The following is a 17,035-nucleotide window of genomic DNA, read 5'->3' as shown; positions in this document are numbered from 1 at the left end:
ACAATTCTGCAATAATGCATGTCTTTGAATATTTTGATAGCCCCTTCCGAAACCCACGTCCAAGAGCAGCTTGCGGACTATTTTAGTCCCTCATCAACATCTACTCATAGTCAACGGTAAAGGTGGATTGCAACGCCCTGAAATGCTTTTAATAGCATGGTGAGTTTGAGGCGAGAGATAGAGTGATAAAATTAGATGATATTATTTAACCTATTGATTCGTAGGGTAAATTTGTCGGCCTTTCTAGACTTTAACTGGATGCTTACCGATTGTGAGTCGGTTACTCCAACAGCTGTTGAAATACATTAACATAGATACTGACTTTGATTGAATGTCATAATCATAAACTCTGGATACTCTACGAGAATGCGCGGCGCCGATATCAACCAAAAAACTTTTAATTTAAAATTACAGGAGCAACAAGATGACGGATCAAGCGATTATCCTAGCTCGACGCAAAGCGGCGGTTAAAGCGTTACGTTTTTTCAAGTACAAAGCGGTGCAAAGTGCCAACAATCCATTTGCTTTTATGTTTGATCCAACTGGAAAGAAGTATGCATCTGATGTGATTGCACTATGCCGCTCGAATCACCAACCCCATAATGCTAATGACATCGCGCAGGCATTAGAGGATTCAGCCAGAACCGGTTTTGGTAATTGTAATGAAAAAGCGGCTATCTGCTACAGTTCGCTAAAATCTGATCCTTATCTGACTGATGGAAATCATCACGTAACCATGGTAGGAGCTGTTGGTTACGATCATGCTTATTGTGTAGTATCTGACAGTCCTCTGACTCCAAATATGACGATGTGGAGACTAGGAAGGTTGGCAATGATTGTCGATGGCTGGACGGAGGATTGGTACTTTCCAAACCTGGATTTTATAAGCAGAACCTACGGTTCTGCAATTACCTTTCCAAATCCAAGACAAACATATATTCGGGTTAAAGCTCGAGATCACCAATTAACCCCAGCTATAACCATTGATACACCAAATAGAAAATTGAGAAAAACAAATAACCGCTTCTGATTGAACTGGTTGCATAGGAAATATTTACGATGTGCTATTCAAGCTTACCAATTGATAAGTCCGATATGTTAATCTGAATATGCAATCCAGGCAGAATAATTGAGGAGAAATTCATTTGATAGTTAATACTTCCCGTCTTCGAGCAATACTAGTGTCTTTTCCTGAGTTCTAAAAAAATTACTACTACTATTTTTATGTAGGAGAATTTCTGTAGGGGTATCGCTGCTGAGCTATTATATAAATGATAAATTCACTTATACGTGCAATTGCTGGCCAGAAAGCGCCTACATAGTGGCGAATATAAAAATTATTTCACCGGTACTCTTTCTGTAGGTGGAAATTTCTTGGTCGGGAAGCCTGGAAGTAATATCTGGATACGGAATGTGGATTCGCGGGACGGTGGATGCAGAATAATAAATGGAGGGCGCTATACTCCCTTATTTTTAGGAGTCATTACACACCGTTGATTTTTTCCATTCTATAATTAGAGTATCTATTGGGCTTGCTGATTTCTGCAGTCCTGCTCTCTAGGTTATTTGATGGCTTCCCTGGGTTGTATTGTGATCCTATTGGGAAGAGCCAATAACTCACTATTCCTCAGTATCTTTTTAGATAATTGGGCTGATAAGCTTTTGGAAGGTTTAGATGCGTGATGTATAGATTCTGATGTTGAATTAACTGTTATGTGGCGCGTGCTCATTGCAACTGACATTGTCCGGTATTATTAAAAGCGAATGGAGGCTTCACGATGCCCCGAAAAATTCTGAAACCTGAACAATTAAAATTTCAACCGCGTCCGACATACCCTTATTCTCCCGGCACAAGAGGTGGTAGTATATTGTATACTGCAGGTCAGGTTGCTTGGGGAAGTGACGGCAATATTGTCGGCGTTGGCGATATCGAAGCCCAAACCCGGCAAACCCTAAGTAACGTTGAAGCTGTACTCAAAGAAGGTGGCGCGGACTGGACTGATGTCTTGAAATGTAACGTCTATCTCAAAGACATGAAATATTTTCAAGAAATGAACAATATCTTTAGTGAGATATTTCCAGATAATCCACCAGCGAGAACAACAGTGCAGACACCGTTGGCAGAAGAATGCATGTTGGTTGAAATTGACGCGGTTGCCTACGTCGGTGATTAATCAAATAGACAAAGAATTGATATCAGTTTTTATAGGATATTCACATGCCACATAACAAAGGTGTACGGACGATGATGTCTTTGGTCACGCTGCTGACGTGGGGCGTTAGGAGCATTAGTTGAATTCTATAGTTTCGATGGCAATTTACTCTCCTGACTCCTAAGGCACCCGCTAGCAGTAATCAATTAAATGTACTGTATGAACACTTATTGAAGCATGTAAGCTGAGTAGTAATTTCTCTGCTCTTCAGTCAACTCCCCGAGCATGGCAAATCCGACTTTGAACTCCAGGAGTTGAATAATTTTTCTAAACTGATCGAAAGAGCAGTAAACTTCTTTTAGATTTGGAAGTTTGTTTAAGATTGAATATTCATCCGCTTTAATAGAGTATATGCGTATCGTTTCCAGAGACTTTATGTCACCAAGAAATTCAATGTTCCAAATTGTTGTGTTTGAAATGTCCAATGACTTCAATTTTTTCAGTTTGTTAAGGTCCGGTGCGTTATCAACTTTATTATAGGATATATTCAAGCTGGTCAGTTTTTTCAAATCACCTAGGTGTGAAAAGTCATATATTTCATTTCGAGTTATGTATAGCTCGGTTAAGTTTGCTAAATTATCAATGCCTTCCAATTTATCTAGCCCAATTCCCTCTAGTGACAAATTTTTAAGGCTTTTTAATTCAGTGATTGATTCGGTAGAAGGGATTTGAGAGTTTGAGAAGTTTAGAACTTGTAACTTTGTACATGCGTTTAAAGCAAAAATATCTTTCAGTGAGCACTTTGCAAAATATGCTTTTTTTAGATTAGGGCAGTATTCCACTCCACTTAATGTCTTTATCTTCGTTCCACTAGCAATCAGCTTTCTTAGCCCTGTAAGTTTCTCAGCGGGGATTAAGCCGGTTGCATTAGTTTTTAATAAGTTTAGACTGTGTAGTGATTCTAAACTATCAACGCTAAAGTCTTTCGAGATATTTTTTTGTAAGGCTAAAAGTCATTCACTACTTAATTGGCTTTCCCAATTCTTAAAAATGTTCTGATTCTTACTATTCTGGTCACTTTCCATAACTGAAAGCTTCGGCATATCTATGTCAATATATTCATCATTCTCTACCGTGTAGTTCCCGCATTTAAGGCAATCAATATAATAGTTAAAAAACTCTGACAGACTATCAGCTAAGACATATTTTGTATCATAGTCACGACCAAATACTATTACTTGTCCCGGTTTACCTTTTGGGCCTGGATCCATATCTAATGTAAAATTATTTCCACCATAATCCATGGAAAAGGGGAACCATTTTCTGTTGAAAATTACCTCTTTAATATAGCCCTGGGGTACAGATATTGAATTGACATCCCAGTTATCTATAAATTTTTCCTCACCCCGACTCCACTTGCTCCATTCATCCAGCATTTCGTCAATAGATAAAATGGACATGTAAAGAAGAATCCAGGCCCATGTCTCTGTCCGTTATGGGTCAAATAAAGGCTTTTCAGCTCATCTTGTAGGATCATACCAATGACTTTCTCAGCCCTTTGAATCTCTGAAAAGTCTGCTTTTTCATTCAGAATGCTAGGCATCTTTGGCTGTATTTCGCGGACTTTATCTATAAGGGACTGAACATAAATATTAAGCATTTACATTTCGCACAAAACTACCAAGATACTTAAATTACAAGTACTGTAGTTTAACTTATTCTACGTGAAAATCGATGCGAAATCAGCTTGTTGAAGCTACAAACTGCTTAAGCCGCACGCATGCTTTTGAATTGCGGGATCTTTTCCGTTTTGTATAAGCTTTTAATTTTGGAGATTGTCTCTCCAATAAATAAAGGCCTACTTTTAAAGCAGACACTGAAATTTCAAAAGAGAATGAGAAAACAGATTACTCTATGGTAAGTATCGCGGCCGTTAGTATCTTGTTTAACTCTCCTCCTAAGTCAATAGTCTTGTAGGTTTATATTTTAATTTGGGGGGCGTCTACAACTACTACTGCATTCGGATCTACAAACCCTGGACTTCTACAGCCAAACTAACGGAAGAGCTTCATTCACGATAATTTGGCTATGTAAGCTTAGATCCGTGGCAACCACATTCCCATCGTAGCGGCAAAAATACCAATGGCCATAAACACAGTCAGAGGCATCAGAGTACTGACAAAGGCAATCTGGGTACCTTGTGCGGTTCCACGTTTTTGACAGTGAAAATACCATTCCAGCATGGCCAGCGGGAGCAGGTATTGGCCGAAGCCCAGCGCATAAAGGAAAGGCCCGGTAAAGGATTTCCAGTCGACCCCCCAGCCGCCGGTGAGCATTGCCCAGCCCATCAAGGCCACACGAAAAAACCATACTGCACTGGCAGCCATAAATAGGCGCAAGGCCCAGCGGCGGTGCTCCGCAATGCGCCTGGCCATCGCGGTACGCACCGCCAGAAAGGCAAACGCCAAAATTAGTATGCCGTCCATGGTGATGCTGATCTGTGATATCAGATTACCAATAGTGTGCCGCGTCCAGGTCATGTAGAGCCCCGCAATACTGGCGATGACGGCAGTCAGCAGATAGCTGCGCCCCAGCCAGCGATGGAAGTTGGGGGCATGCCGTCGTACCGAAGGGATCAGCTGCAGGGGCCCACCGCCGATCACAATTGCGGCCAATAGCACGTGGCTCACCGAAGCGAGATTACCCAATGTATCTCCCTCGCGAAAGCCTGCCGGTAGGTGTAGCCCTTTTAAACCATGCACTCCCGATTCGGCAATGGGTGGGTAGAAGACGGCCAGGATATAGGCAAAGAAGATCGCATGGCCGATGGCCGCGATGCAGAACCAGGTTTTTACCGACAGGTTAACTGCTCGCCGGGTATCGAATGGTCGCGGTAATGTTTGGCTGAGTACAGCGTTGTTCATGGGTTTCTCCAGGCGATTATGGTCCGTATAAGGTCTGAATGTGCCTGCCGAGCATGTTCGGCTTTTTCGGGCACACGCACATCGGCCACAGGCAGGAATCGGACCTCCCCCAAAAGACGGAGATGCGCCTGCTTCCGCATCCTCCGAAAGTCCCATGACAGCTGGTTGCGCCTGGTTTAGCATGCGGAAATGAAATCGTCGTCCCTAAATATGCCTGCGTCGAACCCGCTCAACACCAGCTCGGAATTACCCAAGCTTCCGGTGTGGCAGCCCTTCCGCGGGCCATTCGAACGCTGGCCGCACCTGACTGATCTGCTCATCGCCCTGCTCATGTTTTTGCTGACGCTACTGATGTGGTCGCGCGAAGAGGCGCGCGAAGTGCTGGCCATGCAAAATCTGGGGGATGTTATTGCTTTCCAGTGTGCGTTCGTCGGCTCCTTCGCTCTGTTGTGGCGTCGCACACACCCCTGGCAGGTACAGGCCGTTATTCTCGGCGCAACAATATTGCTGGAACTGGGTTTACCGGCGGATGGCATTGTCGCCATGGCGGTTTCGCTGTATAGCCTTGGCCGCTACGAGGCCAACACCCGGGCCAGTTTTATCGGAGTCATCGCGACGCTGGTTTTTGTGGCGATTGATCAGAGTCTTCCGGTTAAACCAACCGCGGCAGGCACCGTAACGGTGATGCTGGTATGGGCGCTGTGGTATATCGGTCGCCGGCTGCGCTTTCGCGGTGAATATCTGCGCTTGCTGGAAGAGAGAGCCAAGTATTTGGAGCGCGAACGCAATGCCGAATCCGAGCGCGCGGTAGCGGCCGAGCGCACCCGAATCGCCCGCGAGATGCATGATGTGGTGGCGCACCAGGTGAGCCTTATGACTGTGCAGGCCGGTGCCGCCAGGGCCATCAGCCGCAATAACCCGCAAGCCGCCAGTGAAGCCATGGCTTCTGTGGAGGCTGCTGGCCGTCAGGCCATGACAGAAATGCGCCATTTACTGGGCGTACTGCGCCCGACCAGCGGCGACACTGCCCTCACGCCGCAACCGGGTCTCAATGATTTACCAGTTCTGATTGAAAAGGTCCGGCAGGTGTTAACCGAGGTCGACTACGAAACCCACGGCACGCTGGAGAATGTACCGACAAGCGTCGCGCTCACCGCTTATCGTATCGTTCAGGAATCCCTCACTAATGTCATCAAGCACGTTGGAGCTGCAGCGCGGGTTCAAGTGAGCCTGCGCTTAGACCATGACACTCTAGTGATTCATGTAGGCGATGATGGCAACACCACTGGCGACAGGCCCATGGTGGAAACAACTATTGACGAGCAGCCTGGCGGTGGGCACGGCATTGCAGGCATGCGCGAGCGCGCGGAATTGCTCGGCGGCCATCTGTATGCGGGCGCGGTCGATGGTGGTGGTTTTGAGGTATATGCACAACTGCCTACAGGAATGGTGAAAACATAATGTTGCAAGTGATGGTGGTGGATGACCAGGCTTTGGTGCGGCGCGGTTTTGCCCTGATCCTGAACAACGAGCCCGATATCGAGGTGGTCGCCGAGGCCGGTACCGGCATTGAGGCAGTTGAAGCTGCACGAGCGCATCAGCCGGATATTATCCTGATGGATATCCGCATGCCGGAGATGGACGGGCTGGAAGCCACGGCACGCATCCTGGAAGCTAGTGATACAGCTTGCCGTGTCATTATTTTGACCACGTTCGATCCCGATGAATACGTGTTTCGTGCGCTGAGGGCAGGGGCTAGTGGCTTTGTGCTCAAGGATATTCCCCCAGAGGCGCTGGTGCAGGCAGTACGCATCGTAGCTGAGGGCGGTGCCATGCTTGCACCGGGCATCACCCAACGCCTGATCAGCCAGTTCGCACAGAAATTGGGGGCAGGGCGCAACCTGTCAGAACGCCTGGAGCGCCTCACTACTCGGGAGTGCGAAGTACTGGAGGCCATCGCCGCCGGTAAAAGCAATGCCGAGATTGCGGAGGCCCTGTTTATTGGCCCCGCCACCGTTAAAACCCACGTTTCAAGCCTGCTCTCCAAGCTGGGGCTACGCGATCGTGCGCAGGCGGTGGTGTTCGCATACGAATGTGGCCTGGCCACAGTAGGGGAGCGCGATGTTGGTTTCTAGATCAATACGCGCTTTGCAACGCAATGCACTGTATCGGCTTGCAGCCATCGGCGCAGTAATTTTGGGGCTGTTCCTCACCCTCGGAGCTCAAGGTCACTTTACTGCCGTTTGGCCACTGGTAACCAGCGACGGAATGGGTTTATCCCGTCGTTTGCTTTTGATGTTGCCCGGCGTGATGCTCGCCGGCACAGCGGTGTTGAACCTCCTGCTCGGCAAACCACTCTGGCAAGAACGTGGCTACGCCCTCAACGTTACGCTTGCGGGTAATCTACTTACTATGAGCTATTTACTCTACCTGATGATACGCGGCGTACCCAATCACCCTATTGGTGTTTTCCTCGCACTGGAGGTGTCTTTTGTATTGCTGCTCGTAGCAACAAGGGCGGGACTGGTCTGGCCTGCGGTAACAGAAGCGCAGGTTGAAGTGGATATGCAGTAATGCATGTGCTTGGGGATTGCACTAGCTACCCGGCATCTTAAACATCAAGGTTGTTATTAACTTGCTAGTTTCTTTCTGAAGTCAGACAAATCGATTTCTCTGTGTAACTTTGAGGCACTGACTAGGTCGTTTTCTTCGCAAAATAATTCCTCCCGTCTAAATCATTTTTCTTACCATCAAAACTTCCAATATGAAGCAACTGTATGTTAGGGCCATTACAAAGTGACTCGAACCAAACTTTCCCGATGCGCTCGCTGCTATTTTTCACTGAAGCTCGTTCGAGAGCTTCCCACAGAAACTTTTCAGAAACAAAATCTGGATGTCTGATTCTTAACGTTAAGACCAGCGTATCCTCGTTCAGGGTGCTATCGAAACCTTTCTTTGAATATGTATATCAATTAAAGGTAAACTCTTGATCCTCTACATCTTTTAGTATCGCCGGGCTGACACGCTTTGGAGTCACAGAGAAGCGTGATATATAGATGCTGCTTTTGAATTAACTATTAGCTTTCTATGAATATTCGAGTATTTACATTACTACTGATAACGTTCTTGTCTTCTTGCGCGTCACAAGAGAAGAAAGAGGATATATTGCAGTCTGCATACGGGGATAACCTCGATTACTTCGATGGCATCACCTTTTTAACAGGCCCTTGGTATGCGCCGGGCTCTGAGTACGGTTACCATATTAATGATGGTATGGTCTATATAGCTCATGTCCCTGAAGATGGTCACGATAAGCACATTGTCAAAATTTCAGATTGCCCTCAAATAGAAACCGGCATCAGAGATCTACAACGTGCAATATTTAAAACATCAGAGATTTTTGCTGGTATTAAACAGCCTGCTGAGTTAGAGATCATCGTGATGGATGGCCCCAGCTACCGATTGGAGTATTACTCCGATAGAATAAGTGGCTCAATCACCCTTGAGGGTGGAGCAAATAGTAGTTACGCCACCCCTTGGATTAATGCGGCACTAAAAATCGGAGATATAGCCGGTGCTTGCGAATGAGCTAACAAAGCGCGCATGTGGGACAAAGTGCTGCGTACTTCATTTTTTTACTTAGCATTATAAGTAATCCAGCTATGAACAGAGAACTAGGAGAGCAAATAAAGAATGTTAGTCCAGATGAATCATTAAGCTTAGTTCGATCCATACTAGAAGGGGTTTGCGCTCACAATATGAGCACCAATGAATGGCTCTATCTATATGAAATGCTTTATGCGCGAATAGGGGACTCAGAAACGACAGACCTTAGTTATGCTGAAGCTGCCGTCGAAATACTTTCTCACTTACAAGGTGAGAATTCCTCAGATATGAATTCATTTTTAGTGCAGGAGTTAAATCTAAGAGTGCGTCTTATAAAAATTCATGGCGTAGGAGGCGGACTACTAGACCTTGACTATATATTTTTAGCTGTTAAGTCAAAACTTTGTAGCACTGACCCAGCAGATATATCCGAGAACTGGCGAGAGTTGCAATCATGCGAAGATATCGCGAGATTAAGGAGTTTTAAAAACCTACTAGGCCCCATCTCCCTGCTTAAAGACATAGATATAGAAAACGAATTTTTTACAGATTGGTTGGCGCTTAGGGGAGCTTTGCCATGAATAGATATTACAAGGTACATAAACAGCGTTCCTTGGGATTGGATAGCCAAATCACCCTATTGAAGCACTGAGTAATTGTATAGAAGGATGGATAGAGTTCAAGGTAACTGTTATGCCAAGGTAGTTATAGCCTCCCTTGTTTAGGGAAACCAATTGAACTAACTATCTAGAAGAAATATAGCTATAGGCACAATTGAGACTGTAAATTTAATTGTGTAACTGCTCCTGTCTCCGTACTCTGTATGAGGATAACATGAGCAGAGCAATGGATAATAAGAACCTCGAACAGCAACTCAAAGCACAGGTGACCGAATTAGCCAAGGAGGTTAAATCTGAGGCCGATCTTAACAGCCTTACGCAAAAGCTGGTAAAGATGACGGTAGAAGCTGCCCTGGGAGCAGAGCTGAATGAACACCTTGGCTAGCCCAAGAATGATGCCGCCGGACGTGGCTCTGGTAACAGCCGCAATGGCACGAGCTCCAAACGCCTAAAAGGTCAGCATGGAGAGGTCGAAATTAGTGTTCCCCGTGATCGAGCCGGTTCATTTGAGCCTCACTTTATACGCAAAGGCCAGACCCGCCTTACGCAGATGGACGATCAGATACTTTCCTTGTACGCAAAGGGCATGAGCACCCGCGATATCGTCGATACCTTCAAAGAAATGTACGGTGCCGACGTCTCAGCAACCTTGGTATCCAAGGTTACAGAGCAGGTTCTTGGTGCTGTGACAGAGTGGCAGAATCGCTCTTTGGATCAGGTCTACCCCATTGTCTACTTAGACTGTATCGTCCTGAAGATCCGCCAAAATAAGCGGGTAATCAACAAGGCGATGTATGTTGCTCTGGGCGTTAATATGGAGGGGCAAAAAGAGCTACTAGGCCTATGGCTTGCTGAAACAGAGGGCGCCAAGTTCTGGCTGTCTGTACTCACGGAACTGAAGAATCGCGGCCTGGAAGATATTCTAATCGTGTGCGTAGACGGTCTGAAAGGCTTCCCCGAAGCGATTGCTGCAGAATACCCAGATGCAAAGGTTCAGTTGTGTATCGTGCATATGATACGCAACTCACTGAAATATGTTTCTTGGAAGGACTATAAGGCGGTTACAGCCGGCCTAAAGGAAATTTATACCGCTGCTACAGAGCCGGCTGCACAAGCAGCACGAGAGCGTTTTTCGGAAAGCTGGGATGACATCTACCCACAGATCAGCAAATCCTGGGCTACACACTGGGCTAACCTAATCACGTTGTTCGAGTATCCACCTGAGATCCGCAAAGTGATCTACACGACTAATGCAATAGAGTCCCTCAACAGCGTGATTCGCAAAGCGACGAAACAACGTAAAGTGTTCCCTTCTGATGAATCAGCCATGAAGGTGGTGTACTTGGCTATGCAAGGCGCCTCGAAAAAATGGACAATGCCAATCCGCAATTGGAAGCCAGCCTTAAACAGGTTTATGATCGAGTTTGGTGAGCGACTCACCGATTACCAATAACCAACTGGCATGGGCGGTTACACAGAATTATTTACACTCTCTTACCAGCAAACCTATGTCGATACCTATGCAAAAGTGGCTCACTGCAAGCTTTATACCACCAAAACACCAATCACTGCAGCAGACCTTCTGAATGACCGTGTATTACCGTTTTATGCCATGCATGATCTAGCGGTGTTACGTATCCTGACTGACCGTGGTACAGAATATTGTGGCAAGCTGGAGCAACATGATTATCAGTTATATCTAAGTGTGAACGAAATAGAACACACCAAGACAAAAGCGAGGGATCCACAAACCAATGGTATCTGTGAGCGATTCCATAAAACTATTTTACAGGAATTCTACCAACCATCATTACGTCGCAAGATCTATGGATCAATAGAAGAGCTACAAAAGGATCTGGACGAATGGCTCATCTATTATAATAATGATCGCACCCATCAAGATAAGAAGTGTTGTGGCCGCACACCGATGGCAACACTTGAAGATGGAAGGAGCATCTGGAAGAAAAAATTTGTAAACTGAATTTGACCTGACAGAACACCTTCTGAAAAATCGGTAACTGTCAGATCAAGTCTGAACTACTACATATATAGACCTACAATGTCGATAACCTTTTCAGTAAATTCAGGATCACTGCTGATCTTGAATGTTTTTAGCCAATGGGGCCGTAGATCAGCTGCTTTCCATATCTGCCGAACTTGCCATGGTGTCACTGCTGCGTATTTAGCCATTAGCTCAATACTCCAGTGTGTCGCTTCTTCGGGTATACGCTTTGTTGTTACAAACAATACACGATCTACAACGTCCTTTTCGATAACAGTTGGCCGTCCAGTACGAGCACGCTCTCGCAGCCCTTCAATACCTTCCTGTTCAAAACGGTTTCGCCAGCGATAAACAGTCTTCGGTGAAGTTTGCTGCGCGGTAGCTACATTTGTAGGAGTTATTCCTTCAATGATCTGAAGAATAATCTTCGCTCGCATAATTTGTCCATGTGGAAGAGTTGTTGACCGGCACCACTTGTTTAGAATAGACGTGTCACTGTCAGAAAATTGAAAAGATTTACTTGATCGTGTCATAGGGCACCTCTGCTGCGTAGTTTATCGCTTAAGAGAGTGTCCGTCGTTGGTGGGTAAGATCAAGTAGGATTTCGAGTAATAAATAGACATTTTTAGTTGTGGGAAGCGTGATACAAGGCTAAAGGCTGGTTTTTCAGAGCATTCAGAGGTAACTTAGTGGTCATTGTATCTTTATGAAGCCCGATACTGATATTGTTGCATTAGTAACAATATGCTTTTAATTTTTAAGTTCCAGATATAGTTGTTTACGACTAATGCAATTAGCCATTTCTCTATAAATGGTCTAGACCAGTCATGCTGAGTGCCATTAAAATTTATAAATAAAATGTGACTCAAAGCTAAAAAAAATGTTTGCCAAAAAATAGACGAAATTTCTAATGATTAAATCACATATTTGATAATAATAATAATTGAAACAAGGGGACAATTAAGTGGCACTTGTGGTTAAATGTAGTTGGTACTCACGGTCTAATATTAGTTTAGATGTTGCTCCTACAAACAATTGCAAAGTGAAGGACAATGAACTCTTCAGAAAAAAAGATTAAAGGTAAGTATGCCGTTGGCTTGAAAAAAGAATCACAAGCTTCAAATCAAATTGAAGAGTTGCAAGCTTTATATATCAAAGCAATTACAGAAGAACTTGAAGACCGAAACTCCCCATTATCACTATTATTTAATGAAGTAAAAATATATGGTAGAAATGGAAAACCTGAAACAAAGTGTGACCGTAAATTTGTTGATGTAGACAGTATAATAGAGAGTGCGAAAAACCTATACCCAATTATTAGTGAAATAATGGTCTATGAGGATATTTATAAAAAAGAAACACTAGATAATGATTTAAGCCTACAAAGAGTTGATGAACTAATAAATGAAGTTTTTTCAAGCGTTAAATCGACTGCAAGAGAGAGAAAGATTCGTTTAAAGGTAAATGAAAATGAAGTTTATCAATTATTATGGCCATTACATAAAAATTTAATGCAAAAGGCGTTCATAGTAATTCTAAATCATTTGATAGCCAATATAACGGAAGATGGATCGATTGGCATAAAGGTGTGTAATGACAAAGATTTATTGAATTTATTTATATACTCCCCTGTAGAAGAGGGGGGTATGAAATTAAGGGGTGTTAATAGTGAAAAATTGAATTCAGAAAATAGTAAAAGTGAGCTAGAGAATGAAGGGGTAGGATTAAGTGGTAATTATAATGAAGCTATAAAGTTTATTTTTAAATACCTTGTGGGGGAGAAAAAAGAAGTTGAAAGTAGAGATCACTTAGGTCTACTCATAGCAAAGAATGTCTTGGAGTTACATAACGCGACAGTATATCTAAATGAATTTCTAGACGACGGAATATATCTCCAAATCTCATTGCCAACTATTGAATTTAATAAAAAGCTATCAAAAATCAAGAAAAGCCAGTATGAAAGGTTTGTATGGGAATCCGCGCCGAGTGCGACAAATACAAATATATCTAGTCGAATCGAGAGAGCCAGAATAAAAGAATCATCATTTGAGCGTATCTACACAGTAATTATGAAAAATATTGATAATAAAAATTTTTCAGTGGATGAGCTATCAAAACTATCCTTTTCAAGTAGATCACAGCTGTTTAGGAAGGTGAAAAAATACATAGGTATTTCACCGCAAGCACTTATTTTTTGGTTGAGAGTTAAAGTAGCAGCTGAACTATTTAAGAAAGGAGAGATAAATGTTTCTTGGATATCCCATAGTGTAGGCTTTAAAAGCTGCGCCCACTTTAGCAGGAACTTTAGAAAGCAATATGGGATGCCACCATCTGAGTATATTACTAGATGTAACAGAAAAATGGCGTATTAAAGTTAGTTGACCTAAAAATCTCAGACGATTAGTAACTAACAGGTACAAAAAAATGATCAACCAAGATAAACATCAAAGTAAAGTTTAGCTATGATTTAATCAACTGATCAATATTATCTGTTAAATTGTGAAAAATGAAATAAATATTCAGTTGATTGAGAGCTTAACCACTGAAACGTTTAATAGGCTATTGAAAGAATCTATTGCGATGGTTAACTTCAGTTTGTCATCTGGATATGACATACCTAGCTCGGCTTTCGACTTGATCGTAGAAATCAAACAATGTAGTTACTATAATAATAAAAAAAATAAAGGCCTTCCTTTAACGGATAAAGAAGTAGGCTCCCTTAAAAAAATAGTAAGAATACATAGTTTATTGGTTGAGGTGATAAGTCCTGCAACCCCACGAACAGCCATATTAATGATGGATGCTACTAAAGATCCATTACATATAAATATGTTTTTTAATGCTAGCATTTTCAGAAATATATTATTAGTTGTTCTAATATCAATGGCAATTTTTATCTTTTTTGGAATTTCGCCAGAAATTGATATGGAAACACGTACTAAATTTATATTCTTAGAGTTATCAGGGCTGTCATTATTAAAAATATTAATTTTTCTGCTCTCTGCGGCATCACTAGGCGGCTCGTTGGCCTGTCTCTTAGTAGTAGGGCATTACTTGGAAAAGGGCTTGTTTGACCCCATTTATAACTCGTCTTACTGGGTAAGATATATTTTCAGTGTAATTTTTGGACTACTAGCATGTACCTTACTGGTACATGCTACTCCTTTAGGTGATAAAACTCTTAATGAAATTGGGCGCCCTGCATCTGCAATGATAGGTGGTTTTTCCAGTCATTTTCTATTTCCATTATTAAAGAGTCTGCTTGATATGATAGGGAGTATTAAATTTAAAAAAAATTATAAAAAGGTTAAGAAAAGGAATAGTTAAAAAGTATTTAAGGCGCCTCTATTAATTTGGAGGAAAATTTACGGACTACTAATGTGCTATTTTATGGTTGATTTTTAGTTGTAAAACTAAGTTTATTCAAAAAATATTGATAGCCAGTGTGTTTTATCGTCACTCCAAGGAAGACTCATTGCCATTTTATTCCTTTCTTCATGTTGCAGGCGCAACTCGACTGTAAATACTGACAAAGCGGCGCATGTTGTAAACTAAATTCATCATGCCAACCTTGGCGCTGGCCCGCGCTAGCCCAATAGTTCGAACGAACATTCCGCCCTGCTCATTTTCCATAGAGCCAAATACATGCTCAACTCTGGCCCTAATTTTGGATTTCTGACGATTGGTTTTTGTATCCCGGTCGCTAAGGAGCTTACTTCTACAGACCTTTTTGTGTAGATGACTGCGGTAGCCCATCGCTTCCAATGTAATCTCAAGTTCTTCGCTATAATAGGCACTGTCCGCCCAAACATCTTTCGAACTGTTGTCACCCAGTAATTCAGTGAACACCTGTGAATCATGTACTTCGGCAGAGGTTTGATCCTACCCACTAACGACGGACACTTTCTTAAGCGATAAACTACGCAGCAGGGGTGCCCTATAACTAGTTATTGTTAATTCTGGTGTTCAACAAGCCTGATCAAGCTGCGCTCTGGTCAGCTGTTGGTGCCTCCTCTCTATCGTAGAATTTCACTCCGGTGATGACCTTGGCGAGGTAGTCAAAGCCACAGAGTTCTCTCCATTTTCTTTCTGCACATACTTCCAACTTGAACAACATGTGCAGCATGCCTTCTCGCGATAGACAGCCTTTGGAGCGCTTCGTCCTATGTCGTATTTTTCCGAACATCGACTCAATTGGGTTCGTTATCCGAATACTCTGCCAGTGTTTTGCCGGAAAGTTGTAAAAGCTCATCAGCTCTTCGTGGTCCTTTAACAGGCACTCGGCAACTTTCGGGAATTTGGCTTCATATGTCTTGATGAAGGTGTCTCTCCGCATTGGCCCTTGTCTCAGCCTGCCAGATGTCGTGTAGAAACTGCTTGGCTTTCGGCTGGCTCGACTTGGGCAGTTTATTAAGCACGTTGGCCGACTTGTGTACCCAACATCGCTGTTGACGTGTCTCCGGGTAGATCTCCTCCATTCCTGCCCAGAAACCCATGGCACCATCACCAATCGCCAGCTCTGGGGCGTACATTCCGCGCTCTTTCTGCTTTCCCAATACACCTTTCCAGCTAAGCGTTGATTCACGTTCCCCATCCTCAATGGCCAGAAAGTGCTTTTCTCCACCCTCGTTCACACCAATGACAACCAGCGCACAGAGCCTGCTTTCTTCCGAGCGTAGGCCACTGTATATGCCGTCTACCCAGATATACCCCTCTAAGCGTTGGCTTCGCCAAGTATCATATTCATTTTTCCACTGCCCTTTCAGGCGAGCCACCGTGCTGGCCGATAGGCCCTTTGCTTCCGGGCCAGCCAATATCGATAGAGCATCCTCCATTTCACCCGTTGAAACACCTTTCAGATAGAGCCACGGCAGTGCCGCCTCCAGAGAGCGAGCCTTGCGAACGTATGGCGGCACCAATGCTGAGTGGAAGGTGACCGGCTTGCTATCTTTACTTCGGACCTTCGGTATCTTGACCTTCACCAGACCAATTCCAGTCTGAACCTCGCGTTCCGGCAGGTAGCCGTTGCGAACTATAGCTGCTCGGCCGTCGTCCAAGCGGCAATCTTGAAAAGCCTTCATAAAGGTCGACAGCTCTGCTTTCACTGCCTGCTGAAGTAGCTCTCGTGCGCCCCGGCGTAGCAGTTCTGTCAGTGGGCCAATTGTCTCCTGTCGATTTGTAAACTCAATAACGGTATTCTTGTCCATAGCGGCGTACTCTTGGTTGGTTGATTGTTTGGCGACAACAAATCAACCAGATACGCTGCTTTCTTTCAAACCCTCAAACACCAGATTTGGTTATAACTCTAAAAACAGTCCCCTATATTTTTTGTTAAAAGTTAACTCTCTAGTAAAGCGGAAAGAAAAAATTTCGAATGAAGATAAAATAAGCGTCCAAATAGAAATTGGTGACCTTGGAATAAATCAAATGTCAGGAAAATAATGATAAATAGAAGTGAATTGAAGCTTTCCTCAAATAAATATGACTTACTAACATTTTTGGAAAAATTTCCAGGTCAGATTCTTTCTCGAGAAATTACATATAAAAAGATAAAAGGAACAAATTATGATGCTATTAATAGATCTATAGATATAAGTATATCCAACATAAGGTCAAAAGTAGGCGACAAACCGACAAGTCCATTATGCATAAAAACAATCAGAAATAAAGGTTATATGTTAATGATTGAATAGTAAATTCTATTTCCATGAAATCATTATTAAATTCTGG

The 17,035-nt window shown here is 43.4% G+C and carries 14 protein-coding genes and 4 pseudogenes; 12 read left to right on the top strand and 6 right to left on the bottom strand.

The features are described 5' to 3' along the window. The first annotated feature begins 424 nt into the window (after positions 1-424). The gene (locus ABWV76_RS14580) at positions 425-1,030 is read left to right on the top strand and encodes a hypothetical protein (protein ID WP_353376384.1); all 606 of its coding nucleotides are present in this window, start codon (positions 425-427) and stop codon (positions 1,028-1,030) included. Between the two features lie 748 nt (positions 1,031-1,778). Next, entirely contained in the window at positions 1,779-2,174 is a 396-nt protein-coding gene (locus ABWV76_RS14575; RefSeq protein ID WP_353376383.1) for a RidA family protein, read from the top strand. A gap of 206 nt (positions 2,175-2,380) precedes the next feature. Here the strand turns inward: ABWV76_RS14575 and ABWV76_RS14570 are convergent, their stop codons facing one another. From ABWV76_RS14570 to ABWV76_RS14560, 3 genes are all read right to left on the bottom strand, one after another. Then, the gene (locus tag ABWV76_RS14570; RefSeq protein ID WP_353376382.1) at positions 2,381-2,995 is read right to left on the bottom strand and encodes a leucine-rich repeat domain-containing protein; all 615 of its coding nucleotides are present in this window, start codon (positions 2,993-2,995) and stop codon (positions 2,381-2,383) included. A 171-nt stretch (positions 2,996-3,166) separates the two neighbouring features. Further along, positions 3,167-3,613 carry an SMI1/KNR4 family protein gene (locus tag ABWV76_RS14565; RefSeq protein WP_353376381.1) on the bottom strand — a complete coding sequence of 149 codons (447 nt, stop codon included), beginning with the start codon at positions 3,611-3,613 and terminating at the stop codon, positions 3,167-3,169. 636 nt (positions 3,614-4,249) lie between these two features. Further along, a complete protein-coding gene (locus ABWV76_RS14560) occupies positions 4,250-5,077 on the bottom strand; it encodes a DUF2306 domain-containing protein (protein ID WP_353376380.1) in 828 nt (275 codons plus the stop codon). A gap of 189 nt (positions 5,078-5,266) precedes the next feature. Between ABWV76_RS14560 and ABWV76_RS14555 the strand changes: the two genes are divergently transcribed. The 7 genes and pseudogenes from ABWV76_RS14555 to ABWV76_RS22055 all read left to right on the top strand — a co-directional run. Beyond that, a complete protein-coding gene (locus ABWV76_RS14555; protein WP_502914811.1) occupies positions 5,267-6,538 on the top strand; it encodes a sensor histidine kinase in 1,272 nt (423 codons plus the stop codon). Beyond that, on the top strand, positions 6,538-7,212 hold the full coding sequence (locus ABWV76_RS14550; protein WP_353376378.1) for a response regulator: 675 nt from the start codon (positions 6,538-6,540) through the stop codon (positions 7,210-7,212). Before ABWV76_RS14555 ends, ABWV76_RS14550 begins: the two co-directional genes overlap by 1 nt. Beyond that, positions 7,199-7,651, top strand: coding sequence for a hypothetical protein (locus ABWV76_RS14545; RefSeq protein ID WP_353376377.1), 453 nt, complete (start codon positions 7,199-7,201; stop codon positions 7,649-7,651). The genes ABWV76_RS14550 and ABWV76_RS14545 overlap by 14 nt, the downstream gene beginning before the upstream one ends. Before the next feature lie 591 nt (positions 7,652-8,242). Beyond that, positions 8,243-8,665, top strand: coding sequence for a hypothetical protein (locus tag ABWV76_RS14540; protein WP_353376376.1), 423 nt, complete (start codon positions 8,243-8,245; stop codon positions 8,663-8,665). 74 nt (positions 8,666-8,739) lie between these two features. Next, entirely contained in the window at positions 8,740-9,264 is a 525-nt protein-coding gene (locus ABWV76_RS14535; RefSeq protein WP_353376375.1) for a hypothetical protein, read from the top strand. Positions 9,265-9,529: 265 nt separating this feature from the next. Beyond that, a pseudogene (locus ABWV76_RS22060) lies at positions 9,530-10,756 on the top strand (IS256 family transposase). Between the two features lie 42 nt (positions 10,757-10,798). Continuing rightward, positions 10,799-11,284 (top strand): annotated as a pseudogene (locus ABWV76_RS22055) (integrase core domain-containing protein); the annotation flags it as partial. A 59-nt stretch (positions 11,285-11,343) separates the two neighbouring features. On the opposite strand, the gene ABWV76_RS14520 reads toward ABWV76_RS22055, so the two are convergent. Continuing rightward, a complete protein-coding gene (locus ABWV76_RS14520; RefSeq protein WP_353376373.1) occupies positions 11,344-11,742 on the bottom strand; it encodes a helix-turn-helix domain-containing protein in 399 nt (132 codons plus the stop codon). A gap of 615 nt (positions 11,743-12,357) precedes the next feature. Here ABWV76_RS14520 and ABWV76_RS14515 point away from each other — a divergent pair. Next, positions 12,358-13,677 (top strand): helix-turn-helix domain-containing protein, encoded by a 1,320-nt coding sequence (locus tag ABWV76_RS14515; RefSeq protein ID WP_353376372.1) that lies wholly within the window; start codon positions 12,358-12,360, stop codon positions 13,675-13,677. A gap of 127 nt (positions 13,678-13,804) precedes the next feature. Further along, on the top strand, positions 13,805-14,632 hold the full coding sequence (locus ABWV76_RS14510) for a hypothetical protein (protein WP_353376370.1): 828 nt from the start codon (positions 13,805-13,807) through the stop codon (positions 14,630-14,632). Positions 14,633-14,800: 168 nt separating this feature from the next. On the opposite strand, the pseudogene ABWV76_RS14505 reads toward ABWV76_RS14510, so the two are convergent. Both ABWV76_RS14505 and ABWV76_RS14500 read right to left on the bottom strand, forming a co-directional pair. Beyond that, positions 14,801-15,169: pseudogene (locus ABWV76_RS14505) on the bottom strand (transposase); the annotation flags it as partial. Between the two features lie 115 nt (positions 15,170-15,284). Further along, positions 15,285-16,512 (bottom strand): annotated as a pseudogene (locus ABWV76_RS14500) (IS256 family transposase). 234 nt (positions 16,513-16,746) lie between these two features. Here ABWV76_RS14500 and ABWV76_RS14495 point away from each other — a divergent pair. After that, positions 16,747-16,998, top strand: a complete 252-nt coding sequence (locus ABWV76_RS14495) for a winged helix-turn-helix domain-containing protein (RefSeq protein ID WP_353376369.1) — start codon at positions 16,747-16,749, stop codon at positions 16,996-16,998. Positions 16,999-17,035: the final 37 nt, after the last annotated feature.

The sequence above is a fragment of the Microbulbifer sp. NBRC 101763 genome, assembly GCF_040371615.1.
GTDB classification, from domain to species: domain Bacteria; phylum Pseudomonadota; class Gammaproteobacteria; order Pseudomonadales; family Cellvibrionaceae; genus Microbulbifer; species Microbulbifer variabilis.
This window is presented reverse-complemented; position numbering and strand designations above follow the sequence as displayed.